The 25410-nt window shown below is 73.9% G+C and carries 19 protein-coding genes and 1 pseudogene; 7 read left to right on the top strand and 13 right to left on the bottom strand.

The genetic code is table 11. The features are described from left to right. Positions 1-9: 9 nt before the first annotated feature. Positions 10-408 (bottom strand): DUF5997 family protein, encoded by a 399-nt coding sequence (locus ACIO92_RS00185; RefSeq protein ID WP_366440915.1) that lies wholly within the window; start codon positions 406-408, stop codon positions 10-12. 63 nt (positions 409-471) lie between these two features. Here ACIO92_RS00185 and ACIO92_RS00180 point away from each other — a divergent pair, with 63 nt between their 5' ends. After that, entirely contained in the window at positions 472-1314 is an 843-nt protein-coding gene (locus ACIO92_RS00180; RefSeq protein ID WP_402280684.1) for a LysR family substrate-binding domain-containing protein, read from the top strand. 134 nt (positions 1315-1448) lie between these two features. Further along, positions 1449-2078, top strand: a complete 630-nt coding sequence (locus ACIO92_RS00175; protein WP_402280686.1) for a Type-2Aa cytolytic delta-endotoxin — start codon at positions 1449-1451, stop codon at positions 2076-2078. Between the two features lie 64 nt (positions 2079-2142). Here ACIO92_RS00175 and ACIO92_RS00170 read toward each other — a convergent pair whose 3' ends face one another. The 4 genes from ACIO92_RS00170 to ACIO92_RS00155 all read right to left on the bottom strand — a co-directional run bounded on the left by ACIO92_RS00170 (position 2143) and on the right by ACIO92_RS00155 (position 10027). Further along, positions 2143-3807, bottom strand: coding sequence for an FAD-dependent oxidoreductase (locus ACIO92_RS00170; protein WP_402280688.1), 1665 nt, complete (start codon positions 3805-3807; stop codon positions 2143-2145). Positions 3808-3867: 60 nt separating this feature from the next. Beyond that, entirely contained in the window at positions 3868-4776 is a 909-nt protein-coding gene (locus ACIO92_RS00165; protein WP_401236003.1) for a diiron oxygenase, read from the bottom strand. Between the two features lie 216 nt (positions 4777-4992). Further along, entirely contained in the window at positions 4993-6816 is a 1824-nt protein-coding gene (locus ACIO92_RS00160; RefSeq protein ID WP_402280691.1) for a S8 family serine peptidase, read from the bottom strand. A 226-nt stretch (positions 6817-7042) separates the two neighbouring features. Continuing rightward, positions 7043-10027, bottom strand: a complete 2985-nt coding sequence (locus tag ACIO92_RS00155; protein ID WP_402280693.1) for a carbohydrate binding domain-containing protein — start codon at positions 10025-10027, stop codon at positions 7043-7045. 183 nt (positions 10028-10210) lie between these two features. Here ACIO92_RS00155 and ACIO92_RS00150 point away from each other — a divergent pair. Continuing rightward, positions 10211-10611, top strand: a pseudogene (locus tag ACIO92_RS00150) (YrdB family protein). Between the two features lie 41 nt (positions 10612-10652). On the opposite strand, the gene ACIO92_RS00145 reads toward ACIO92_RS00150, so the two are convergent. Further along, positions 10653-11120: a MarR family winged helix-turn-helix transcriptional regulator gene (locus ACIO92_RS00145; protein WP_402280695.1), complete on the bottom strand. Its 468-nt coding sequence runs from the start codon at positions 11118-11120 to the stop codon at positions 10653-10655. Positions 11121-11334: 214 nt separating this feature from the next. Here ACIO92_RS00145 and ACIO92_RS00140 point away from each other — a divergent pair, with 214 nt between their 5' ends. The 3 genes from ACIO92_RS00140 to ACIO92_RS00130 all read left to right on the top strand — a co-directional run bounded on the left by ACIO92_RS00140 (position 11335) and on the right by ACIO92_RS00130 (position 15650). Next, complete coding sequence (locus ACIO92_RS00140; protein WP_402280697.1) at positions 11335-12801, top strand: MFS transporter; 1467 nt, start codon at positions 11335-11337, stop codon at positions 12799-12801. A gap of 339 nt (positions 12802-13140) precedes the next feature. Continuing rightward, a complete protein-coding gene (locus tag ACIO92_RS00135) occupies positions 13141-14607 on the top strand; it encodes a phenylacetate--CoA ligase family protein (RefSeq protein WP_366440924.1) in 1467 nt (488 codons plus the stop codon). After that, complete coding sequence (locus ACIO92_RS00130) at positions 14604-15650, top strand: hypothetical protein (protein WP_366440925.1); 1047 nt, start codon at positions 14604-14606, stop codon at positions 15648-15650. Before ACIO92_RS00135 ends, ACIO92_RS00130 begins: the two co-directional genes overlap by 4 nt. Before the next feature lie 262 nt (positions 15651-15912). On the opposite strand, the gene ACIO92_RS00125 is transcribed toward ACIO92_RS00130, so the two are convergent. Beyond that, positions 15913-16731 (bottom strand): VOC family protein, encoded by an 819-nt coding sequence (locus tag ACIO92_RS00125; RefSeq protein WP_401235992.1) that lies wholly within the window; start codon positions 16729-16731, stop codon positions 15913-15915. 459 nt (positions 16732-17190) lie between these two features. Further along, positions 17191-18114 carry a MerR family transcriptional regulator gene (locus ACIO92_RS00120; RefSeq protein ID WP_401235990.1) on the bottom strand — a complete coding sequence of 308 codons (924 nt, stop codon included), beginning with the start codon at positions 18112-18114 and terminating at the stop codon, positions 17191-17193. Between the two features lie 187 nt (positions 18115-18301). On the opposite strand from ACIO92_RS00120, the gene ACIO92_RS00115 reads away from it, so the two are divergent. After that, positions 18302-20011, top strand: a complete 1710-nt coding sequence (locus tag ACIO92_RS00115; RefSeq protein ID WP_402280699.1) for an alpha/beta hydrolase — start codon at positions 18302-18304, stop codon at positions 20009-20011. 50 nt (positions 20012-20061) lie between these two features. Here ACIO92_RS00115 and ACIO92_RS00110 read toward each other — a convergent pair whose 3' ends face one another. Genes ACIO92_RS00110 through ACIO92_RS00090 form a run of 5 tightly spaced genes read right to left on the bottom strand, consistent with a single transcriptional unit; the run spans position 20062 to position 25304 of the window. Further along, the gene (locus tag ACIO92_RS00110) at positions 20062-20853 is read right to left on the bottom strand and encodes an ABC transporter ATP-binding protein (RefSeq protein WP_401235987.1); all 792 of its coding nucleotides are present in this window, start codon (positions 20851-20853) and stop codon (positions 20062-20064) included. After that, entirely contained in the window at positions 20850-21836 is a 987-nt protein-coding gene (locus tag ACIO92_RS00105) for an ABC transporter ATP-binding protein (RefSeq protein ID WP_366440929.1), read from the bottom strand. The genes ACIO92_RS00110 and ACIO92_RS00105 overlap by 4 nt, the downstream gene beginning before the upstream one ends. A 5-nt stretch (positions 21837-21841) precedes the next feature. Next, positions 21842-22714 (bottom strand): ABC transporter permease, encoded by an 873-nt coding sequence (locus ACIO92_RS00100; protein WP_366440930.1) that lies wholly within the window; start codon positions 22712-22714, stop codon positions 21842-21844. Then, the gene (locus ACIO92_RS00095; protein WP_402280702.1) at positions 22711-23664 is read right to left on the bottom strand and encodes an ABC transporter permease; all 954 of its coding nucleotides are present in this window, start codon (positions 23662-23664) and stop codon (positions 22711-22713) included. The genes ACIO92_RS00100 and ACIO92_RS00095 overlap by 4 nt, the downstream gene beginning before the upstream one ends. Continuing rightward, complete coding sequence (locus ACIO92_RS00090; RefSeq protein WP_366440932.1) at positions 23661-25304, bottom strand: ABC transporter substrate-binding protein; 1644 nt, start codon at positions 25302-25304, stop codon at positions 23661-23663. Before ACIO92_RS00090 ends, ACIO92_RS00095 begins: the two co-directional genes overlap by 4 nt. Positions 25305-25410 lie beyond the last annotated feature (106 nt).

Raw genomic sequence — 25410 nt, 5'->3', positions numbered from 1 at the left:
GGGAGAGGGTCAGGCCTCCTGCTCGCGGGTGGCCCGCTCCGCGTCGCGCTCCTTGATGCGGACGGTCTCCTTGCGGACCTCCAGCTGAGTGTTGCGCTCCTTGCGCAGCCACCCGGGGAACTCCTGCTTGAGGGCTTCGATCTGCTCGGTGGTGAGGGGCTCGGTGATGCCTCCGCGCGCGAGACCGGCGATGGAGACGCCCAGCTTCTGCGCGACCACCGGACGGGGGTGCGGGCCGTTCTTGCGGAGCTCCTGGAGCCAGGCGGGCGGGTTCGACTGGAGCTCGTTCAGCTCGGAGCGCGAGACGACACCCTCCTGGAAATCGGCGGGGGTGGCCTCGAGGTACACACCCAGCTTCTTCGCCGCGGTGGCGGGCTTCATCGTCTGGGTGCTCTGGTGCGACGTCATGGGTCAAGGGTATCGAGCGCCCGGACGAACTCCGACCACGGCTGCTACCGGTAACCTGGCGGAGTGACAGGCTCGGACGCTTCCCCCTCAGACCTCGCTTCGGATTCCCCCTCCGGCGCCCCCTCCTTCCGGCTGGCGTACGTCCCCGGAGTGACCCCCTCGAAGTGGGTGCGGGTCTGGCACGAGCGGCTGCCCGACGTGTCCCTCGGGCTGCTCCCCGTGACGCCCGCCGAGGCCTTCGGGGCGCTCCGGGACGGCACGGCCGACGCCGGTCTGGTCCGGCTCCCCGTCGACGGCGACGACCTCAGCGCGATCCCGCTCTACACGGAGACCACGGTCGTGGTCGTCCCCAAGGACCACGCGTTCACCGCCGCCGAGGAGCTCACGGCGGACGACCTCGCCGGGGAACTGGTGCTGCACCCCCTCGACGACACCCTGGGCTGGGAGCGGCCGCCGGGCCTCGCGGCGAACGAGCGCCCGGCGACCACCGCCGACGCGATCGAGCTGGTCGCGGCGGGCGTGGGCGTGCTCGCCGTCCCGCAGTCCGTGGCCCGGCTCCACCACCGCAAGGACCTCACCTACCGGACGCTCGTGGACGTCGCCCAGTCGCGGGTGGGTCTCGCCTGGCCCGCCGCCGACGAGGCGCCCGACCTGGTGGAGGAGTTCATCGGGATCGTGCGGGGCCGCACCGTGAACAGCACCCGGGGGCGTCGCGCCGAGGCCCTGAAGGGCCAGAAGCAGCCGAAGGAGCGGAAGGGCGGCGGCCGGAAGCAGGCCGATCCCGCCCGGTCGGGGAAGCCCGGCGGGGGCTCCCGGACGGCCGGGCGGCCCGCGGCCCGCAAGGGCGGCGGCACCGGCGGCTCCGGGAAGGGCCGCACCAGCGGCAAGCCGCGCCGGAAGTCCTGAACGGCCCGCCCGTACGCGGACCTGGACGTACGTGGGACACGGCCCGCGCCCGTACGCCGTACACGGCCCGGCCGCCCCGGGGCGTACGACGGCTCGCGGTCCGTACGGCGGACACACCCCTCGACGCTCCCGGTGTGATCGGCATACTGGCTCCTCCTGATCACCGAGAGCCCGCAGGAGGAGCTTCGGCCGCCAGTTTCAGGACCGTCGTCGAGGTCGCACCGGACCACCTCGACCAGGCCCGGTCCATCGACCGGGTCTTCCAGGAGGCGATCGCCCCGGCGACCGTCGACTTCGGCTTCGACGCGATCCGGGAGGCCGCCGAGGCCGTCCCGGACCGCACCGTGGTGAGGACGGTGCGGGGCTGGCGCCTCCAGGAGCACGCCCCCGTCCTCGTCATGGTCCTCTCCCTCAAGGAGGCCGTCCGGCAGGCGCTGCCGCCGGAGTGCGCCGAGGCCGGTTTCTGGGCCACCGTGGAGCGTGAGCTCGTCGGGGCGTTCACGGACCTAGCCGCCCAGGAGGGACGGCCGGGTCTCTCCTTCCACGAGGAGTCGGCGGAGCGGACCCGGTTCCACCAGGACCTGTTCTTCGCCCTCCAGGACGAGGAGACCGGGGAGCACCTGTACGCCCTGGCGTTCTGCGTCGACGTGACGATCGAGCTGCCGAAGGCCCGTGCCGTCGCCCTGGAGCTGACGGACGTGGTGCCGTTCGCCGTACGGCTGAACGCGATCGTGCTCCGCGGTCCCCTGGGCCTCGCGGCCTGACCTCCCCCCGCCGCACCGTGCGGCCGGCCCGCCGTCCCGGGCCGGGCCCCCGCACGTCCGGTGATCAGCCCCCGGGCCGCCACCGGCCGCGCCGCGCCGCCGCGAGCAGCTCCGGGACCGTGGCCAGCTTGACCCGGGGACGCCCCGCCGCCCGGCCCCTCGCCCGTTCGGTCCGCTCGATGGCCGCGAGGCCCCGCGCGTCGACCACCTGCCCACCGCGGCGCCTGAGCAGCCCGCGGAACTCCCTCTCGGTGCCCGTGGGCGTCGGCAGCGCGCCGCCGACCGCGTCCGCCAGGAGGGTCCCGACGGTCTCCCCGGCGCAGCTGCGGTTGGCCCCGATGCCTCCGGTGGGACCGCGTTTGATCCAGCCGACGACGTAGCTCCCGGGCAGCCCGGTGACGCGCCCGGCGGTGTGCGGCACCGTTCCGGTGGCCTCGTCGAGGGGCAGCCCCGGCAGCGGGACGCCCCGGTGGCCGATGGCGCGGACGAGGAGCCCCGCCCCGATCTCCGTACCCGAGGGGGAGCTTCCGCCGGTGACCCGGACCGCACGGACCGAGTCCCCGCCGAGCACCTCGACGGGAGCCGAGTGGAAGCGGAGGACGATCCGGCGGCGGCCGGGCACGGGGGGCCGCGCCCAGTCCACCGCCTCGCGGACGACCCCGCGCAGCAGCGCCGCCTTCTCCCCGGTTCCGGCGGCGTCCACGGCCGCACCGGTGCGCGGGTCGTGGTCGTCGACGACCAGGTCGACACCCGGCAGGTGTCGCAGGGCGAGGAGCTCGGACCTCGTGTACGCCGCCCCGCCGGGGCCCCGGCGGGCCAGCAGGACGACCTCGCGGACCGGGTCGGCGCGCAGGGCGGCCAGGGCGTGGTCGGCGATGTCGGTGCGGGCGAGGGCCGCCGGGTCGGAGAGGAGGACGCGGGCGACGTCGAGGGCCACGTTGCCGTTGCCGACGACGAGGACCCGTGCGGCGGGGGAGGGGAGCCGGACGGCGTCCGGGCCGGTCTCGGGGTGCGCGTTGTACCAGGACACCAGGGAGGTCGCGGAGACGCTGCCCGGCAGGTCCTCGCCCGGGATGCCGAGCCGCCGGTCGGCGGGCGCGCCGACCGCGTACACCACGGCGTCGTGGTGCGCGGAGAGTTCCCCGGCGGTCACGTCCCGGCCGACCTGGACGCCGAGCCGCAGCCGTACCCGGGGATGGGAGTGGAAACGGGCGAGGGCCTCCCCGGCGCCCTTGGTGGCGGGGTGATCGGGCGCCACGCCGTGGCGGAGGAGCCCTCCGGCCACCGGCAGCCGGTCGATCAGCGTCACCTCGGACGAGGTGTGGAGGAGCAGGTCCTCGGCGGCGTACATGCCCGCGGGCCCGGTGCCGACGACGGCGACGCGCAGCGGTCCGAAGTCGGAGGGCAGCGAGCGGCGGAAGGAGGGCTCCCCCCAGGGGTGGAAGGTCGGCGGGGCGGCGGGCGGGGCGGGCGGCCGGTCGGCGTAGTAGGCGGCGTTGATCCCCTCGTACGCGGCGAGCGGTCCGGTCAGCCGGTCCACGGGGAAGATCGCGTCCACCGGGCAGGCGTCGGCGCAGGCACCGCAGTCGATGCAGGCCCGGGGGTCCACGTACAGCATCTCCGTGGTGCCGAAGCCGGGTTCCCCGGGCGTCGGGTGGATGCAGTTGACCGGGCAGACGGCGACGCAGGTGGCGTCGTTGCAGCAGGTCTGGGTGATGGCGTAGGTCATGGTGTCGGCTCCGCTCCGCTCGTCGGGGCTGCTCGTCGGTCCGTCGTGCCGCGGGGCGGCTCAGAGGAGGTGGGCGCGCCGGTAGAAGAAGAGCGCGGGGCGGGTCAACATGCCGACGTCGGAGAGGAACTGCATCAGCCCGGCGCAACTGGCGCGGAGCCGCGACCTGTAGTGCTCGTTCGCGGCGGCCTCGCGGCGCGCGCGCCCCGGGTCGAGCCCGGCGCGCTCGTACACCTCGGGGTTCACCAGGCTGGTGATGATGAAGTACGCGGCGACGGCGACCACGAGTGCCTGGAAGTGGCGGCGGGCGCGGCTCGCACGGGCGAGGCGGCGGCGGGTCTCGTCCCGGGCGAACCTCATGTGCCGGGACTCCTCGACGACATGGATGTTGTTGATCGTGCGGACGAAGGGGACCACCCGCTCGTCGCGCATCCAGTCGCGCTGCATGACGTCGAGGACCTCCTCGGCGACCAGGATGCCCGCGTAGGCGGCCTCGCCGAAGCCGACGGTCTTGATGAGGCGGCCGAGTTCGAGGACCGTGCGGCGGGGCCGGTAGGGCGGCGCCCCGAGCTTCTGGGAGCCGCGCGCGAACATGATGGAGTGCCGGCACTCGTCGGCGATCTCGGTGAGGGCCCACTGGAACCGGGGGTCGGTGTGGTCCATGAGGTAGATGTCGCGGAGCATCATCTGCTGGAGGATCATCTCGAACCAGATGCCGGTGCTGGCGACGGAGGCGGACTCCTGCCGGGTCAGCTCCTTGCGCTGCTGCTCGGTCATCTCCTGCCAGTACGCGGTGCCGTAGAGGCTGTTCCACTCGGGGCTCTGGCCGTGGAGGTCCTTGTCGAGCGGGGTGTCCCAGTCGACCTCGACGGCGGGGTCGTACGAGAGCGCGGCGGCCGATCCGAGCAGTCGCTCGGCGACGTCGTCCTCCTGGTCGGGGCCGCCGGTGCGGGCGGTGCTCCTTGCCATGGTGCGGCTCCTCGGGTCACGGGTGCGCCGGTCCGGACTCTTGTGAGACATGATGTCTAACAAGCTTGTTAGATGGAACGTATAACAAGGATCCCGTACGGGCCTACCCCTCGGTAAGGTCCAGTTCTCCGAAGGGAGTTCGGCGGCGACACCGGCCGGACACGCGGACGGGGCCGGAGCCTGTCGGCTCCGGCCCCGTCCGGGGGTCACACGCAGCTAGAAGGTGAGGTTCCAGGCGTCGATCTTGCCCGAGTCCTGTGCCGCGTTGTCGTTCACGCGCAGCTTCCACACCCCGTTCGCCACCTCGGACGAGGCGTTGACGGTGTAGGTCTGGAGGATGTTGTCCGTCCCGCTGCCCGTCCGGTTGTGCAGGACGTACACGGTGCCGTCCGGCGCCACCAGATCGACCTTCAGGTCACCGATGTAGGTGTGCTTGACGTCCACGCCCACCTTCAGGGCGGCCGGGGCGCTGCCCGTCACACCGCTGACCGTGATCGCGCTCTCGACCGTCGCGTTGTCGAGGATCGTGACGTCCGCGAGGTTCTCGAAGTACGCCCCGGGCTGCGGGGTCGTACCGCCGACGGCCTTCAGGGCGTCGACCGCTCCCTCGCCGAAGAACCCGTTCTTCGCCGTGGTGCCCTTGCAGCGGGTGTCCGAGGGGCACGCCCGGTCCGTGGCCTGCGTGCCCAGCTGGTCGCGGATCTGCGCCGGGGTGAACGTCGGGTTCACGCTCGCGATCAGCGCGGCGACACCCGCGACGTGCGGGGACGCCATCGACGTCCCGCTCATCGTGCCGTACTTGCCGCCGGGGAGCGTCGAGTAGACACCGGTGGCGCCGTCACCGCCCGGAGCCGCTATGTCGATCACGCCGTTGCCGAGGTTCGAGTACGAGGACTTGGCGCCGCCGCTGCCCTGCGCGGCGACCGTCACCACGCCCGGCAGCTCCGTCGGGATGTCGATGCACGCGTTGGTGATGGTGCGGGTGACCGGCGTCGAGTCGTTGGGGCTCTCGGAGTCGGTCGTCTTGTTCGCCAGGTCGTAGTTGGAGTTGCCCGCGGCGGCCACCTGGAGCGAACCCTTGCCCTCGGCGTACTCCTGCGCCCGGCGGACGCCCTCGATGATGGCGGCCTGGTCCACGTTGTCCGGGCAGTTGAACTGCCACGGGTCCGTGTAGTAGCTGTTGTTGGTGACCTTGAAGCCGTGGTCACCGGCCCATATGAAGCCGCAGATCGTGTTCTCCGCGAAGAACAGGCTGCTGGTCGGCTCCGCGATGCGGACCGAGGATATCTTCACGCCGGGCGCGACGCCGATGACGCCCTTGCCGTTCTTCGCCGCCGCGACCGTGCCCGCGACGTGCGTGCCGTGGGTGCCGACGTCCCGCCAGGCGCCGGCGCGGGTGTCCGCCTTGCCGTAGGCGCAGGAGGCCGAGTCGGCGGCGTTGAAGTTGGGCGCGATGTCCTGGTGCTGGTCGTCCACGCCGGTGTCGAGGATGCCGACCTTCACCGAGGCCGAACCGGTGGTGACCGCCCAGGCCTGCTCGGCCTTGATCTGCGTCATGTCCCAGCGGTTGGACTCGGTCAGCGTCGTCGTCGACTGCGCCGGGTTCGCCGGGAGCGCCGGGTTGTAGGCGTCGGCCGGGACGTCCGAGGTCCGGGTCGCCCCGACCTGCTGGACACCGCCGACGGCGCGCATCGAGGAGGCGAACGTCGTGGACGTCGAGTGCGCCACGATCACGCCGATCGCGTCGTACGTGGCGAAGACCGAACCGCCGCTGGTCGCCACGGCGCCGCTCACCGCGGCGGTGCCGCCGGGTGCCGTGATCACCAGGTAGGCGCGGGTGCCCGCGGCCCAGGCGGCGGGTGCCGCCGCCTTCGCCGCCGGGGCGGGCTGCGCCGCCGTCGCGGAACGGGGCGCTACGGGCGCGGTGTCCGTGGGGGCGGCCTGGGCGAGTCCGACGGGGGCGGCGAGGGCCACGGCCGTCCCGAGGGCGGCGACGGCGACGGCCGACGTTCTCAACCGGCTGGATATGTGGGAAAACAATGCGTCCTCCGATGACCCGGTGGCGCGGGTGGCGCCCGCCGGGTCCTGTGATGTGTGGGGTGGACGCAAGATCCCAGAATCACGGACCGGAGGGAAGGGTTCTGCCCGAGAAGTCTGTTCGCGTTACGCACTGTTGACCGCACGCAGGGTGACGCGGGTCGGCGCGGCGCGACCGGTGACGGTGGACGGCGGCCCCTCGGTGCCGCCATCCACCGCTCACCGAGGGCTACTTGAGGTACGGGCCGGGGTCGCCGATCCGGCCGGGGCCGCCGAGCACGTACACCCGCAGGTTGCCCTTGCCGGGCGCGGTGATCGTGAGGGTGCCGTCGGTGACGGTACGGACGTCGCCGGTGACGGCGTCCGCGTACGTGCCGTTGGGGATTCCGGTGAAGGTGGCCCCGCCCGAGATCGTGACCAGCGCGAAGCTGTCCGTACCGGCCGCGGTGTAGCGGCGCTTGAACGCCATCGCGCCGGAGACGCCCTCGGTGGAGTACTGGCCCAGTTGGAGCGCGGGGACGGCCCGGCGGATCTGGTTGAGCCGTTGCAGGTGTTTCACCAGGGGCTGCCGGAGGGTGGTGGCGACCGCCCCGGAGGCGGCGGACACCTGGGAGAAGTCACTGGCGGTGACGGAGCCCGCGACATGGTCGCCGAAGTAGGCGCGGCCGGTGGTGGCGAGCGGACAGCCGGGCCCGCAGTCGATCTTCTTCCCCTTCTGGAACTCGATCTCGGAGCCGTAGTACAGCGTCGGGATGCCGCGGAAGGTCCACATCAGGGACATGTTCTCGGCCCAGGCGTCGGTGCCGCCCGCGTACCGCTCGCTGGACTTGTTGGGGCCGTAGTCGTGGCTGTCGACATAGACGACGTTGTAGGTGGCGTCGTGGTAACTGTCGTCGGAGTCCTTGCCGTTGGAGAAGGCGTTCTGCGCGTCGCCGAAGTTCATGTGCATCCGCATGTCGATGACGTTCATGCCCGAGAACCGGCTGCGGTCGGGAGTGTGGTAACTGTTCCCGGCGAGGAAGGCGTTGGTGGAGGTGGGCTGGTTCCCGGTGCCCTGCCGCTGCTCGTACTCGTACATCTCCAGGGCCGCCCTGGTGTCGTCGGCGTCGTACTCCTTGCGCTCCTTCCAGGTGTAGAACTGCGCCGAGTGGTTCACCGAGCCCCGGTTCCACTTGTCGTTGACGAAGGCCGCGACCTCGCCGAAGACGAAGAAGTTCTTCGCCGCCTCCGCCCCGTGACGCTGTGTCACCCGCTCCTGGATCGCGGGCAGGAAGCGCCGGTTCCAGGTGGTGCGCGGGATGTGGACGGCGGTGTCGACGCGGAAGCCGTCCACGCCCATGTCGATGTACTTGTCGTACGCGCCGATCAGATAGTTCTGGACGGCCGGGTTCTCCGTGTTGAAGTCCGCAAGGTCCTCGTGGAGCCAGCAGGAACGGGAGTCCTCACCCTCCCAGTTGCCGATCCAGCACTGGTGGTAGAGCGACGCGGGGAACATGCCGGACGTCGGGCTCGGCCACTGGCAGTTGTGGACGGTGTAGCCCTCGGCGCTCTTCCCGCCGGTCGGCTTCCCCCAGTTCACGCAGGTGTTCCCGGTCGGCTCGGCCGTCGACCACAGGTCCCCGTTGTAGTACGACTTGCCGGACTTCGGGTCGACCGTCAGGCCGTCGTACTCGAAGCCGGGCTGCCTCTCGTCGTAGTACCAGCTCCACTGGGTGTCCCGGACGCCGTACACGGTGGGTGTGAACAGGCCCTTGGCGCCCCAGCGGGATGAGTGGTTGTAGACGACGTCCTGGTAGATCTTCATGCCCTTGGCGTGGGCCGCGTCGATCAGGTCCTGGTAGGACGCTCCGGCGGACTCCAGGCGCGGGTCCACCCGGTAGAAGTCCCAGCCGTGGTAGCCGTGGTAGTCGTAGTCCGAGCGGTTGAGGACGACCGGGGTCACCCAGAGCGCGGAGAAGCCCAGCCCCTTGACGTAGTCGAGTTTCTGGATGAGGCCCTTGAAGTCGCCCCGGAACATGGGGTCGTCGTTGGCCGCGTTGCCCGACTTCACGTGCTGCCCGCCGCCCCGGTTGTTGGCCGGGTCGCCGTCGTTGAAGCGGGCGGTGAGGACGAAGTAGATCGGGTCCTTGCGGGGGTCGGTTCCGAGCGGTCTGCCCGTGGTGGGAGTCGTGGGGGCGTCGCCGGTGGTGGCGGTCGCCGGGGCGGACGCGGCGGAGACGTTCCCCGCCGCGTCCACGGCCCGCACGGTGTAGGTGTACGCGGTCCGTTCGGCGAGTCCCGTGTCCGAGTGGACGGTGGAGGAGACGTCGGTCACGACCGTGCCGCTGCCGCCGACCCGGGTGACCTGGTACTTCGTCACGCCCCTGTCGTCGGTGGCGGGGTCCCAGCCGAGCAGGACGGAGGTGCCGTCGGGCCGGGCGCTGAGCCGCGCGGGCGCGGTCGGCGGCCGGGTGTCGGGCGTCTCGGCGGCGCACGGGTCGCTCGCGCCCGCCGTCACCACGTTGTTCCGTACGGTGCTGACGCCGGTGCCCAGCGCGTAGTCGGAGCCCCGGTTGTTGTCCCAGGTGCCGTTGCCGTTGTTGAAGGCGGCCCTGAGCCCGGTGGCGGTGCCGAGGTCGATCTCCCGCTTCCACCAGCCGGGACAGGCGGCCGGCATCCCGACGCCGGGCACGCTCGTCCAGGCGCCGCCGGCCGGCTGGTAGTGGATGTTGGCCGTGGACCAGCCGAGCGCCTCGGTCGAGTAGTAGACGGTGGCCCTCGCGCCCGGCCCCGGGGTCGGTCCGGTGTCGCCGCACGGGTCGGAGTGGGCGACGACCCCGTCCTTGACGGTGACGCTCCCGGTGCCCAGGGCGTAGTTCCGGCCGCCGTTGTTGTCCCAGGTGCCGCCGCCGTCGTTGAAGGTGGCCCGGAGTCCGGCGGCCGTGCCGAGGGGGACGGTCTTCTTCACCCAGTCCGCGCAGGCGGCCTCCATGGCCACGCCGGGGACGGTGGTCCAGGAACCGCCGTCGGGCGCGTAGTGCAGGTTGTACCGCGCCCAGTTCTTCGTCTTCGTCCAGTAGAAGACCGTGGCCGTGGCGTCGGCGCTCGCGGCGACCGGCGCCGTACGGGGGGAGGGGGCTCCCCCGCCGGGCGCGGTCATCAGGCCGAGGACGCCTGCGGCGACCGCCAGGGCGGTCGCCGCGCGGCCCGGAAGCCGTCTGCGGGTGGGTGTCATCCGGATCTCCAGACAGGGCCGAGCGTCACCGGACAGCGCTCTCCCCGGGCAGGGGACGACACTGTTGGAAACGCACTCGGAAAGTTGCGGAAACATCTTGCATCGGCCGGAAGTTACCGCCGCCGGATCCTGGCGTAAAGGGTTCGGGGGCGATGTGATGCGCTTCGGTGATCGACGTCCGGAATGAAGGAGGGCCCGCCCGATGGAGCTGCCCGCGCCCTGCCCGCGCCCTGCCCGCGCCCTGCGCGTGCTCAGCGTGGAGCGCGCGTTCCTGCTGAACCGGCGGCGCTCGCGGTGCTCGCCGGGTGGGGATGGCGGAGTGCGGACGCGGTGGCCGCGCGCGTGCTGCCCGCGGTGGCGGCGCCGGGCGCGACGGCGCTCCTCCGGGGGCTCTTCGCGGCCCGAAGGCGCGGGTGCGGCTGCCCCTCGCGGGTGTCCTGGCCGTGAAGGCGCTGGTGTTCGGGGCCGCCGTGTTCGTCCTCCACGCGCTGGGGCACCCCGGCCCGGCCGTGGCCTTCGCCGTCGTCGCGGTGGTGGACACGGGCTTCGTCGCGGGGGACCGCGGGGGCCGGGCGACGGCCTGAGCGGGCGGGCGGGCCGGGGGTCGTCGTGGGGCGGGGGTTCCTCAGGGGCGCGGCCAGGGGCGGCCTTCGAGCCGCTCGATGTCCCGGTTGAAGCGTTCGAGGAATTCGGCGAACCGGGCCACGTCCTCGGGCGCCCAGTGCTCCATGACCCGTTCGAGGCCCGCGATGTTGGCGGTGCGGTCGCCTTCGAGGCGCCGCTCGCCCTCCTCGGTGATGCGGAACTTGCGGGCGATGCCGCCGTCCGGGTCGGGGATGCGTTCCACGACCCCGGCGCGGAGCATCGCGGCCGTCTGCCGGTTGAGGGTCGAGGCGTCGAGCCCGAAGGCCTCGGTGAGCTGCCCGATGGACATCGGTCCGTGGATGTGGATGCGGCTCAGCAGGACGTAGGCGCTGCGGTCGAGATTGCCGCCGCCGGCCCGGGAGCGGGGTGCGTAGAGATGGGCGTGCCGCCCGAGCAGCATGGTCTCGAACTCGACCAGACGGGTGGGCTTGTCCACGGGCTTGTCCATGGGCACATTCTCTCCTGAGGCGACGACGTGTGCATCATACATAACTTGTGCATGTGGCAATTAATGTGCATCATGCATAGAAAGCTTCCGGGGGTCGCTCGGAAGGGGCCCGGAAGCGGCTCGGGAGCAGCCCCGGGAAGCCCCGGGACAGTCGGGAAGCGGCCGTGGAAGACGGCAGTGAAAGCCGGCAGTGAAGAATCAAGAGGGAGAACACGTGGACGTCACCAAGCCCGACGCCCGACCAGGAGGCGTCGTCGGCGTCCTCGCGCTCGCGGGCATCGTGGCCGCGCTCATGCAGACCCTGGTCGTACCGCTCATCGGCGACCTCCCCCGGTTGCTCGGCACCACCGCGTCCGACGCCTCCTGGGTGATCACCGCCACCCTCCTCGCGGGCGCCGTCGCCACCCCCGTCGCCGGACGCCTCGGCGACACCCTCGGCAAGCGGCGCGTCCTGCTCGTCTCCGTGATCCCGCTCGTCGTCGGCTCCGTGGTCTGCGCCCTCGCCTCCTCCCTCGTCCCGATGATCGTCGGACGCGGACTCCAGGGCCTCGGCATGGGCGTCGTCCCGCTCGGCATCAGCCTGCTCCGCGACATCCTCCCGCCCGCGAAGCTCGGCGGCTCCATCGCCCTCATGAGCGCCTCCATGGGCGTCGGCGGCGCCCTCGGCCTGCCCTTCTCCGCCGCCGTCGCCGAGAACGCCAGCTGGCGGGTGCTCTTCTGGGTCGCCGCCGGACTCAGCGCCCTCGTCGGCGTCCTCATCTGGCGCGTCGCCCCCGCCGGGCGCCGCACTCCCGCCGCCGGGCGCTTCGACCTCCTCGGCGCGCTCGGTCTCGGCGTCGGCCTCGTCGCCCTGCTGCTCGCCGTCTCCAAGGGCGCGAACTGGGGCTGGGGCAGCGGAACCACCCTCGGCCTCTTCGCCGTCGCCGTCGTCGTCCTGTTCGGCTGGGGCGTCCGGGAACTGCGCATCGCCGAACCCCTCGTCGACCTCCGCGTCACCGTCCGCCCGGTCGTCCTCATGACCAACCTGGCGTCGATCCTCGTCGGATTCGCCATGTACGCCCAGTCCCTGGTCGTCCCCCAGCTGTTCCAGCTCCCCGAGGCCACCGGCTACGGCCTCGGCCAGTCGATGATGGCCATGGGGCTGTGGATGGCCCCCGCGGGCCTGATGATGATGGCCCTCGCCCCGCTCGGCGCCAAGCTCTCCGCCGCCCGCGGCCCCAAGGTCACGCTCTCCCTCGGAGCCCTCGTCATCGCCGCCGGATACGGTTCCGCCTTCGTCCTCATGGGCAGCACCTGGGGCCTGCTGCTCGTCACCCTCGTCTGCAACACCGGCGTCGGACTCGCCTACGGGGCCATGCCCGCCCTCATCATGGGCGCCGTCCCCCAGGAGGAGACCGCCTCCGCGAACAGCTTCAACACCCTGATGCGCTCCATCGGCACCTCCGTCTCCGCCGCCGTCATCGGCGTGGTCCTCGCCCAGATGACCACCACCCTCGGCGGCCACGCCCTGCCCTCCGAGAACGGCTTCCGCGTCGCCGTGCTCATCGGCTGCGGAGTCGGCCTGGTGGCCGCCGCCGTCGCCGCGCTCATCCCCACCCGTACGACGGCCGGTCCCGCCGACGCCCGTACCGGCACGGACCCCGGGGCCGCGCCGCTCACCGCCACGGAGGCCACCGCCTGAGCGGCCGCCCCGGCGGGCGGCGCCCCACCCCCGAGCGTCCCCCTCCGGTCCTCCCGGGGCGGGGCCGCCCGTCCTCCCGGCCGATCTCGGCAAGACCATTGATCGCCCAATTCCCTTCCCCTAAGGTCGCGTTCACCGAACGGCCGTTTCCGGCCGCGCGTGCACCATCAGGAGCCCAGCCGCCTCCGGGCGGCGCGGAACAAGGGAGACCCGTCATGGTCAGGCACTACGTCAAGTACGCCTTCAGCACCCTCACCGCGGCGATGTTCGCCAGCATGGTCTGACGCTCGGCCCCGGCCTGGACCGGGAGGACAACCGGTCCAGGCGTCAGGAGCCCCCTTGTTCGGTACCGCCCTCAGTCAACTCCGCTACGGAATGGCGATCCTGCGCAACCGCCGCATCCGCCCGCAGGACCTGGAACGCATCGCCCGCGACCTCGTCGCCACCCTGGCCGAGTTCGGCGAACCCGGCGCCGACTCGGCCCTGCTGCCCGGCCAGGCGGGGGCCGTCGACCCCGCCGTGCGCAGGACCGTCACCGAACGCAGCCTGCGCGCCACCGCACGGGCCGCCGCCCGGCACACCGCTCATTACCGGCGGACCTTCGGCGCCCTGGGGCTCGACCCGGACACCCTCACCCCGGAGACCTGGCACCGCGTACCGGTCACGCCCAAGGAGGCACTGCGCGCGCTGCCCGCCGCCTTCGTCTCCGCCGCCTCCGCCCCCGCCCTGATGGCCCTCACCACGGGCACCAGCGGCACCCCCACCACCGTCTGGTTCTCCCGGGCGGAGGTGGAGATCTCGGTCGCCATGAGCACCGTCTCCGCCGTACTCGGCCAGGGCCTGCGAGCCCACCACACCATGGCGTACGCGGGCTGCTCCCGCGCCACCCTCCCCCTGCTCAACGTGGAGGAGTCGGTGACCCGGATCGGCGCCTCGTTCGTCCAGATCGGCACCGTGGACCCCGCCGTGGCCCTCGACCGGCTGGCCACCCCGCTCGGCCTGCGCGGCAAGGCCCCGCAGATCACCCATCTGACGGTCTCCGCTTCCTACCTCTCCGCCCTCGTCGAGGAAGCGGAGCGCAACGACTGGCGGCCTGCGGACTTCGGCCTGGAATCCATCGGCGTCGGCGGCGAAGTGCTCTCGGACCCGCTGCGGGAACGGGCCGAGGCAGCCCTCGGCGGCCGGATCTCCACCGCGTACATGATGACCGAGGCCGTTCCCTCGGGCGGCACGACCTGCACCGAGGGACATCTGCACCACACCACCGAGTTCGGACACATGGAGACGCTCGATCCCGTGACGCACGAGCCGACACCCCCCGGCGCCGTCGGCGTCATCGTGCAGACCCCGTACGTCCCCTACCGCGACTGCACCCTGCTGCTGCGCTACGCGACCGGCGACCTGGTCCGCCGCCCGATGGCCGAACCCGCCTGCGAACTGGCCCACCTGCCCGCGACCTCGCCCGTACTCGGCCGCTGGTCGGGCCCGTCGAGCCTCGCGGTCCCCACCCGATCGGTCCTCGACCTGCTGGAGGCCGAACCGGACGTACCCCTGCCCGCCCGCCACGCGCTGGAGGACCGGCCCGGGGGCCCCGTCCTCCACGTCCTGGTCCGCCGGACGCCCGCCACGACCCTGCTCGGCAGACTGCGGGAGCGGGCCACGACGGCGGGCCTCGCGCTGGACGACATCGTGCTCCACGACGACCCGGCGACGATGCCGCCGACCGGCCCGGTCCGCGCCGATCTGCGCGAGCACACCTTCGAGTCGGTCCGCCCCACCGCCGTACGGGCGGGGAGCCGGACATGAGCACCGCCCCCGCCCTGGTGGGCCTCAACGCCGCCGTCGCCGCCGTCACTGCGGCGGGCGCCGTCTACTTCACACGGGTCCGGATGCCCCGTCCCCCGGTCGGCCGGTACGAACTGCCCGACGTCGCCGTGATGGGCGCCGTCGTGGTGGCGGCCCCCCTGGTCTATCTGGCGGCGCCCCGGGCCGCCGTGGCCGTCGTCTTCGGTCTGGTCCTCTGCGTGGCGCTCCAGTTCACCCTCGCGCCGCTGACCGGCGCCGGACGGGCCTGGGCGGCGGCGGTCGCCCTGGTGGCCGTCACCGCCGGGTGCGCCCTCGCGGACCTGCCGGTCGCGGTGACCGCGCTGACCGACGTCCTGCTCGCCGTCGCGGTGGTGGGCGTGGCCAACATGTGGGCGCAGAGCGGGATGCGCTCCGCCCACGCCGCCTGGTTCGCGGGCACGCTCTGCTGCTACGACCTGGTGGCGACCGGACTCACCTCCGTCATGGACCGGTTCGCCGCCCAGGTCATGGGGCTGCCGTTCGCCCCGCTCCTCGCCGTCACCCAGGGCAGACCGCCGGTCGCGCTCGGCCTCGGCGACCTGCTGCTCCTGACGCTCTTCCCGCTGGTGGCGCTCAAGGCGTTCGGACGGGCCGCCGCCCTGCTCGCCGCCGCGGTCGGACTCGCGGTGTCCGCGAGCGTCAGCCTGCTGTTCGGCCTGGGCGTGCTGACCGGCGCCTTCCCGCTCCTGACGGCCCTCGGACCGCTGATCGTGCTCCAGCACGTACTGTGGTCACGGGCCAGGTCCGGCGAGCGGACGACCGCCGAGTGGCACGCCGGAGCGGCGCGCCCGGCCGCGGCCGACGCCCCCACCGGCCCCGACCCGGCACTCCTCCTGGCCCTGGAACCGACCGGCCTGGACGCCCTGCCGACCGCGCCGTCCCCCGGCGACTGGCTCGCGGTCGTCGACGGCCGGGCGGTGGGCAGCGGGAGAACACCGGGCCGGGCACACAAGGACGCCCGGCGCCGAGGCTGCGCGGAGACACCCGTCGTACGCCGGCACTGAGCCGGACGCCCGAGACGGAGCCCGGCCGCTTCGGCGCCCACCGCCCCGACCGACGGGCGTCACGAGCTGACGCGCCCGGTGCCGGACGCCGACCGGCACCGGCCCGTTCGCGCCCCCGGTCGCCGCGGGACACGGACACCGTTCGGCACGGGCCGAACAGCCGGACGGGCCGTCGCCCACCGGCCCCGCCCGCTCCCGCCGGTCCGGCCCCGCACCGTCCGGCCATCGCCGGGAGGCGCGGCCCACCGGGCGACCGGGCGCCTCAGGAGCGCGGCCCGGCCGCCTCAAGGGTGAAGAGCGCGCCCTCCGGATCGCGCACCGCCACCGGCCCGCGCCCGGCGGGCCCGCGCACCCCGCCCCAGTCCCCGCCCGGCACCACCGAACCGCCGTGCGCCACGACCGCCTCCCGCGCCGCCTCCGGATCGGGCACCCGGAACCGTACGAGCCAGCGCGGACGCAACTGCGGCTGTGGCGCGGTGGCCTCCACGGGACCGCTGTTCAACCGCGCGACGGCCTCGCCGTCGCGCCGCAGCACCACCTTGTCCTCCTCGTACGACACCTCGAAGCCCCCCGGCCCGCCGTCCGACCAGCGGAGCACCTCCCCGTAGAACACGGCCGCCTCGAAGGCGTCCCGGGTGTGCAGTTCCAGCCACGCGGGCGCGGTCCGCTCACCCAGATGCCAGGGGGTCTCCGCCCGCCCCTCCCACACCCCGAACGACGCCCCCTCCCGGTCCGTCGCCAGCGCCGCCCGCCCGTGCGGCGGGAAGGGCACCGGGCCCACCCCCACCGTGCCGCCCCGCTCCCGCACGCGCGCCACCGCCAGGTCGACGTCGGCCACGGCGAAGAACACCGTCCACGCCACCGGCACCGACAGCTCCGCCGCCACCCCCGCGATCCCGGCCACCGGCACCCCGTCCCGCTCACCCACCGCGTACGCGCGCTCCCCTTCGCCCCGCCGGAACGTCCAGCCCAGCACCGCCCCGTAGAACCGCTCCGCCGCCTCCAGATCGCGTGCGGTCAGACCCAGCCAGCACGGTGCTCCCACCGTCTTCCCGGTCGTCGGCCCCGACACCGGCACCACCTCCTCGTCGTCCAGCGCGCTGCGTGCGCCGTGCGCCTCTTCCCCTCCCCGCCGCCCCGCACACGCCCGTTCCCCCGACTGCCGCCGATCACCACACGCCCGGGTGCGACCGCCCATGACCCGACGGACACCGTCCGGCCATGAGCAGCCCCCGGCCCACCCCCAGGGAAGCCCCCACGACCGGCACGGACCCGTCCGCCCCGCCCCTCCTGCCGCGCCCCTGGACACCGGAGGACACCGAAGCCCTCGTACGTCACCACGGGGCCCCGCACCCGCGTGCCTGGCTCGCCACCCACCTGGACACCGAGGCCCGGGTAGGTCCGTACGCGCGAGCGCACATGCCGTCGGCCGCGCCCGCCCCGGGCATCCGCACGGCCACGACCCGCCGACCACGCCACGGGCTGCCCGAGGAGATCCGCCCGCACGCCGACCGCCGTTGCCCCCGGGGCCGGGGAGACCTCAGGCGGTCCGCTCACCGACCTGGACCCGCAGCGAGGCGCAGAGCCGGTGGTGCAGCAGACCGAGGACCGGCTCGTCGGGGCCGAACAGCGCGGGCGCCAGCTTCCAGTAACGGACCATCAGGGGCCCCTCGTGCGCGGCGAGCAGCTCCGTCAGCCGGACCCGGAACGCCGGGGTGTCACGGACCCCGAGCGCCCGCGCGTAGGCGCCGACGAACCCGTCGAGCACACCCGCCCCCGCCGCGTCCCGCCCGGCCCGCACCGCGCCCCAGGCCGCCCCGTACACCTCGGCGAGACCCTCGTACAGCACGGTGGGCCGGTACTCCCCGTCCGGCAGCGGCCGGGCCGTCCGCAGCTCCGCCCGGTCCAGGCCCGCCCCGGACACCAGCGCGTGCAGCCGGGCGAAGGCCAGGACCTGCTCGGGCGTCGGCTCCGCGGGCGTGCCCGGCACCACCGCGTCGAGGACCGACGACACCACCCGGCCCGGCAGCCGCACCGGCAGGACACGGCGCCAGAACCGGGCGAGCACCGTCGTGTCGGGCGGCACGGACATCGCGCCGAGCAGCCGCAGCCGCTCGCTCCGCCGTCCCTCCGGAGCATCCCGCACCAGCCGCAGCGACGCCTCCCGCCAGCGCAGCTCCGTCAGCCGGTCGCCCACCTCGCGCAACTGCTCCGACACGGCCTCCTCCAGGGCCTCGGGGCCGTCCAGGGCCCGCCCCACCTCGGGCACCGGCAGATCGAGGGCGCGCAGCGAGCGGATGAGGAGGAGCCGGTCGAGCGCCTCCGGCCCGTATCTGCGGTGCCCGCCCGAGCTGCGCCCGGCCTCCGGCAGCAGCCCCCGGTCGGAGTAGTGGCGCACGGTCTTCACGGTGGCCCCGGCGCGCTCGGCCAGCTCACCGATGCTCCACAGCCCGTCGATCGGCACGACGTGATCCCCCCTCAGGGCCCGGGGCCCCGCGTACACCTCTGTCGGTCGGCTCCAGTGTGCGCCACCGCTCCGGCCTTGAATCTCCCGCAGGGGGAGTTCCTACGGTGGCCGCCCCGGGGCCGCCCGACGGCTCCGGGGAGACGGCCCCGCCGTTGAGGGGCCCGTGAGAGACGAGGAGACGGACATGACCGCTTTCGTACTGGTGCCGGGTGCCTTCACCGACGGCCGGGTGTGGGACGCGACGGCCGCCGCCCTGAGGGCCGAGGGCGCGGAGGCCCACCCGGTGACCCTGCCGGGCCTCGGCGCCGAGCCGGGGGACGGCCCCGAGCGGGGGGACGGCGACGCCCGGTCGGGGAGCGATGGCGCGGGCGCGGTCGTGGGTGTGGCGGACGGGGACACGGGTACGGGGACCGCCGTCCCCCGTACCGGAGCCAGCACCTCTCGTACCGGGGCCGACGCCCCCGGCACCGGAGCCGCCGTCCCCCGTACCGGAGACACCGCCCCCGCCGGCCCCCGGCGCGTCGGCCCCGAGGAGCACACCGACTTCCTCGTGCGGCTCCTCGACCGGCTCGACGCCCCCGAGGTCGTCCTCGTCGGACACGGGTACGGGCTCCACCCGGCGTACGCCGCCGCCGGAGCGCGCCCGGGGCGCGTCGCCCGGATCGTCGCCGTCGACACGCTCCTGCCCCGGGACGGGCAGGCCGCCGTGGACGCCCTGCCCGACCCCGGGGTCCGCGACCTGGTCACCGGCGGCGCCGCGGCCGTACCGCCGCCGGAGCCGGGCGGCTGGGAGCGCTGGGGCAGCACGGCGGACCTCCCCGCCGAGGCCCTCGAACGGCTGGAGCGCGAGGCCGTCCCGCACCCGGCGGACACCCTCACCCGGCCGTTCCCTCCGGCCGGGGCCGCCGGGGCGCTGCCGGTCACCGGCCTCCTGTGCGGCGGCAACGGATCGAACCTCGACCTGCTCCGGATGCTCGTCGCGTCCGGACCCCCGCAGTTCCGGGCGTTCGCCGACGAGCGGATGCGCTTCCTCGAACTGCCCACCGGGCACTGGCCGATGCTCTCCGACCCCACCGCGCTCGCCGGGGCGCTGCTGCGGGCGGCGGCCGGGGAGGGCGAACGGGTCACCGCGCCGGAGCGCCCCACCGGCACCGACCCCGGCACCGACCCGTACGACCTGCCGTTCCTCCTGGACGTGGCCGAGGGGCCGCGCGAACGCGTGGGCCGCCACGACCTGCACCTGCCCACCGGGGCGCGGCCCGGCGACCGGCCCCGGCCCGCGATCGTCTTCGTCCACGGCGGCCCCGTCGAGGCCGACCGGCGGCCCACTCCGCGCGACACCCCGTTCTACCTCGGGTACGGCCGCTACGCGGCGGAACTCGGCGCGATCGGGGTGACCCTGGACCACCGGCTGCACGGCCTCGGCGACTACCCCCGGGCCGCCGAGGACGTCGCCGCGACCGTCGAGGCCGTCCGCGCCGACCCCCGGGTGGACGCCGACCGGATCGCGCTCTGGTTCTTCTCCGGCGGCGGACTCCTGATGGCCGACTGGCTCGCCGCGCCCCCGCCGTGGCTGCGCTGCCTGGCCGCGAACTACCCCGTCCTCGCGCCGCTCACCGGCTGGCGGGCCGTGCACGACCGGTTCCGTCCGGCCGCCGCGCCGGGCACGGCGGCCGGGCCGCCGCTCGTCCTGACCCGGGCCGGGCGCGAGCACCCGGCGTTCGCGGCGACGGTCGAGGAGTACCTGGCCGCCGCCGCGTCGAGCGGCACCGAGGTCGAGATCGTGGACGTGCCGGACGGCCACCACTCCTTCGAACTCGTCGACCGCACCGACGAGTCCCGCGCCGCCGTGGAACGGGCGATGCGGGCCGTCCTGGCCCGGCTCGCGGACTGAGCCGCACCTGACCCACCCCCGTCGGGTCCGGTACGGCCGCCCCGCCCCCCTCAGCGGCCCGCCGGGGACCAGCCCCGGCGGGGGACCGAGGCCAGGAGGAGCCGGGTGTACGGGTGCTCCGGGGCGTCCAGCACCCGGTCCGCCGGGCCCGCCTCCACGACCTGACCGGACTTCAGGACCATCACCTCGTCCGCGATGTGCCGGACCACCGCCAGATCGTGGGTGACGAAGAGGTACGAGATGCCCGCCTCCCGCCGGATCGTGGCGAGCAGGTCCAGGATCTGCGCCTGGATCGACACGTCGAGCGCGGCGACCGCCTCGTCGAGGACCAGCACCCGGGGCTCCACGGCGAGGGCCCGCGCGATGGCGACGCGCTGCCGCTGCCCGCCGGACAGGCCCCGGGGCAGGGCCGTCGCCTCGCGGGCCCCGAGGCCCACCTGGTCCAGCAGCTCCGTGACCCGGGCGCGCCGGGCGGGCGCGTCGAGGCCGGTGTGCAGCCGGAGCACCTCGTCCAGGCAGCCGGAGACGCTCACCCGGGGGTCGAGCGAGAGGTAAGGGTCCTGGAACACCATCTGGATCTCGCGGGCCCGCGCCAGGCGTTCGGCCCGGCCGCGCGGCCGGGCCGAACGGTCCCGGCCGTCCAGCCGGACCGTCCCGCCGTCCGGACGTTCCAGGCCCACCAGCATCCGCACGGTCGTCGTCTTGCCGCTGCCGGACTCCCCGACGAGGGCGAGCGAGGCGCCCGGTGCGAGCGTGAAGGACACGTCGTCGACGGCCAGGTGGTCGCCGTACCGCTTGCGCAGACCGGTGACGGCCAGGCCCTCCTTCGTCCGGTCGGTCACGGGGTGATCCCTTCGTCGGCGCGGTGGCAGGCGGCGAGGCCGTCGCCGTGGCGGGCCAGGACGGGCACTTCGGCGGTGCAGCGCGGCACCGCGTGGGCGCAGCGCGCGGCGAACGCGCAGCCGGGCGCCCGTTCGGCCAGGGACACCGGCCGCCCCGGGATCGGCCGGGGCGGCGGCGCGCCCGCCTCCGGGCTCGGCGCGCAGGCGAGGAGACCGGCCGTGTACGGGTGGCGGGGCCGGTCGAACAGTTCGTCGGCGCCCCGGGCCTCGACGATCCGGCCCGCGTACATCACGTACACCCGGTCGCAGATCGCGGCGGCCAGTTCGAGGTCGTGGGTGACGAAGAGGAGGCCGGTGCCGCGTTCGGCGCGCAGCCGGGTGAGGAGCGAGACGATCTCGGCCTGGGTCGTGACGTCGAGGGCGGTGGTGGGTTCGTCGGCGACGAGCAGCGCCGGTTCGGCGGCGAGCGCGGCGGCGATGACGACCCGCTGGAGCATCCCGCCGGAGAACTCGTGCGGGCGGCGGCGCAGGGCGCCCCGGGGGTCGCGGATGCCGACCGCTCCGAGGAGTTCCACCGCGCGGGCGGTGGCGTCGGCGGCGGGTGTCCCGGCGGCCCGCAGGCCCTCGGTGAGGAAGTCCCCGATGCGGCGCAGCGGGTTGACGGAGGCGCGCGGGTCCTGGAAGACCATGGCGACCTGCCGGGTCCGCAGCGCGGCCAGCGCGGCGCGGTCCATGGAGAGGACGTCCCGTCCCGCGACCCGTATCCGTCCGGAGACGTGGGCGCCGGAGGGCAGCAGGCCCAGGACGCTCCGGCAGGCCACGGACTTGCCGGAGCCGGACTCGCCGACCAGGCCGACGGTCTCCCCGGGCCGGACGGTCAGCGTGACGCCGTCCAGGATCGGCCGGGCGGCCCGGTCGCCGTCGAGGCGGACCCCGAGGTCCTCGATCTCCAGGACCGGTGCCCGGTCCGTGCGTTCTGTCATGGTGCTCACCGTTCCCGCCGCGCTATCCGGTCGGCGAGCCCCTCGCCGACGATGCCGAACGCCACCACGGCGAGCACGATGCACACCGAGGGGGCGAGGGCGGGCAGCATCGCCCCCTGCTGGACGGCCGACTGGCCCTCGTTGATCATGGCGCCCCAGTCGGCGGTCGGCGGCTGCACGCCGAAGCCCAGGTAGGAGAGGGCGGCCAGGTCCATCAGGGCGTAGCCGAAGTTCATCGCGGACTGGGCGAAGACGGTCGGTGCGATGTTCGGCAGCAGGTGCCGGACGCACACGGTCCAGCCGGACCAGCCCTGCACCCGGTACGACTCGATGTACGGGCGGGCCTTCTCCTGCCGGGCGATGCCCCGGACGAGCCGGCCCACGTACGGGGTGTAGGCCACGGCCATCGCGATCACCGGGGCGGTCATGCCGGAGCCGACGACGGAGACGAGGAGGATCGCCAGGAGCAGCCCGGGGATGGCGAAGACCATGTCCATCGAGCGGGACAGGACGGAGTCCGCCCAGCCGCCGCGCCAGGCCGCGACGACCCCGAGGAGGGTGCCGAGCAGGGTGGACACCGCGACGACGAGCAGCGGACCGAGGAGCCCGGTGCGGGCGCCGTGCAGCAGCCGGGACAGGATGTCGCGGCCGGACTGGTCGGTGCCGAGGAGATGGGCGCCGCTGGTCCCGGTGAGGCTGGCCGACAGGTCGAGGGCCTCGGGGTCGTACGGGGAGAGGACCGGTGCGAGCAGGGCGACCAGGACGAGCGCGGCGAGCACCGCGACCGACAGGGTGAACAGGGGCCCCTGGGAGAGCGGGCGCAGTCCGCGCAGACCCGGTCTGCGGTACGGCACCGGCGGGGCGGTGGTGGTGGTCATGAGGAGCCTTCCCCGTGGAGCGAGAGCCGGGGGTCGATGAGGGGAGCGAGGAGATCGACGGCCAGGTTGACCAGGACGAACGCGGCCACGCTGAGCAGGGTGATCGCCTGGACGACGGCGAAGTCCTTCGCGGTGACCGCCTTGACGAGCAGTGAGCCGAGGCCCGGCACGTCGAAGGCGGTCTCGACGATGGAGGTGCTGATGAGGAGTCCGGCGAGCATGGTGCCGCCGACGGTGACGACCGGGCCCAGCGCGTTGCGCAGCACGTGCTTGCGGACGACGGTCCGGCCGGGGACGCCCCGGGCCCGCGCCACCTCGACGTGTTCCCGGCCGAGTTCGTCGAGCATGGCCGAGCGGGTCACCCGGGCCAGCAGTCCGGCGAAGGTCAGGGCGAGGGCGAGGGCGGGCAGGGTCAGGTGGTGGAGGCGCTCGGTGAAGCCGGTGGGGGTGCCGCCTGGCCCGGGGAACCAGCCCAGTCGCACGGAGAACACGGAGACCAGGACGATGGCGGTCACGAACGACGGGGTCGCGGTGGCGACACCGGTGCCCATGAGCACCGCCCGGTCCAGCGGTCCCGGCCGCAGTGCGGCGAGGACGCCCGAGGCCACGCCGAGGACCGCGACGAGCAGCGCCGCGTACCCGACGAGCAGGGCCGTACCGGGCAGCCGGGAGCCGATGAGTCCTGCGACGTCCTGGTGGAACTGGGCGGAGGTGCCGAAGTCGCCGCTCAGGACGCCGCCGAGCCACCGTACGTACTGGGTGGGCAGCGGGTCGTCCAGGTGGTACTGGGAGCGCAGGGCGGCCACCGTCTCGGGGCTCGCGGGGCGGCCGTGGAGCAGGAACGACACCGGGTCGCCGGGGGCCAGATGGACGCTGCCGAAGACCACGAGCGAGGTCACGAACAGCACCGACACCAGGCCGATGAGCCGTCCGACGAGATAGCGGGTCATCGCTTCGCCGCCCCGATCGTCGCGGCCCACGGGTAGTACAGCTGGGCGATGCCGGTGGGCGCACCGGTGATCCGCTCGCCGAGGAAGACCGAGTAGGGGGCCTCGTACACGGGGATGATCGGCAGTTCGGCCATCGCGATCCGCTGGAGTTCGGCGGTCCGCTCGGCGCGGGCGGCGGGGTCGGGCTCGGCGTTGGCGCGGTCGAAGGCCACGTCGAACTCGGCGTTGGACCAGCGGCCGTAGTTCCCGAAGTCGCCGGTGCGCAGGTACTGGTAGAACTCCAGCGGGTCCGGCGTGTTGTCGTAGCCGCTGGTGATGACGAGGTCGAGTCCGGCGCGGGCGTTCGGGTCGACGAAGATGTTGCTGTACGCCTCCGGAGCGACGGACTTGAGCTGGACGTCGAGGCCGATCCGGCGTCCGGCGGCCTGCACCGCGTTGGCGACGACGCTGATCTCCGGCGAGAGGGTGCTGGTGGCGATCGTGACCGTGCGTCCGGCGACGCCCGCCTCCTGGACCAGCTTCTTCGCGGCCTCGATGTCGTACACCGGCTCGGGCAGGGTGTCGAAGAGCGCGGCGGTCTTCTCGGGGGCCAGGGCCCAGGCGCCGCGCGCGGCGGGCGCCTTGGCGGGGACGCCGACGCCACCGGCGGCGGCCTTGATGATGTTCTTCCGGTCGAGGGCGAGGGAGAGCGCCCTGCGGACCCGGAGGTCGCGCAGCGGACCGTGGAAGTCGAGGACGGCGAGGTTCGAGGCGGCCGTGTTGGGGCCGAAGAGGACCGCGCCCCTGCCTCCGGCGCGCAGCTGGCCGAGGGAGGAGGCGGGGACCATGTAGCCGCCGTCGGCGGTGCCGGAGCGGAAGGCGTTGGTGCGGGCGGCGACGTCCTCGATGAAGGTGAACTTCACGGCGGCGGACTTCGGGGACAGCTTCGGGTCCCAGTAGGCGTCGTGCTTCTTCAGGGTGATGGCGGCCCCCTGCGACCAGGAGTCGAGGGCGTACGGCCCGGTGCAGTTCACCCCGCCCTTGGGGGTGCCGTAGTCCTTGCCCGCCTTGGCGAGGAACGCGGCGCTCTCGACGGTGCCGGGGGAGGCGGCCATCAGTTCGTTCAGCAGGATGTCGGCCTTGCCGAGCCGGAGCGTCACCTCCAGCGGGCCGGTCTTCTCGATCGCGTCGACGTTCTTGAAGACGGAGCCCCAGGGGGAGCCGGTCTCCGGGTCCGTGTGCCGCTTCAGGGAGGCGACGACGTCGTCGGCGGTCATGGTGGTGCCGTCGTGGAACCGCACCCCGGGGCGCAGGGTGTAGACGAGGGTGCGCGGGTCGGGCCGGGTGTACTTGAGGGCGAGTCCGGGCTCGATCCGCATGTCGGGGGTGACGCGGAAGAGCTGCTCGCAGACGTTGGCGAGGACCGTGTTCGGCGGGTAGTCGTACGCGAGGGCGTAGTCGAGGGTGTACGGCTCCGCGTACAGGGACCAGGTGAACGAGTCCAGGGGGCCCCGCGCGGGCGGGGAGAGCGGGGTGACCGCCGATCCGGGGCCACCGGGCCCCCCCGCGCCGGCCTGCGGGACGGTGGCGCCGGAGCAGGCGGTGGTGGCCGCGAGGGCGGCGGTACAGGAGAGAAGGGCGATGACGCGGGGCACGCGCATGGGGACCCACCCCTTTACGGGTGTAGTGACGGGCGCTGGGGGGATGGAGCGAGTATTGATGCGGGAACGTTCCCGCACAAGGCTTTGCGGGAACGGTTCTCCGCAG

It is taken from the genome of Streptomyces sp. NPDC087215 (assembly GCF_044744885.1).
Taxonomy (GTDB): Bacteria; Actinomycetota; Actinomycetes; order Streptomycetales; family Streptomycetaceae; genus Streptomyces.
The sequence above is the reverse complement of the archived record's forward strand: the minus strand, read 5'-3'. Positions and strand labels throughout refer to the sequence as shown.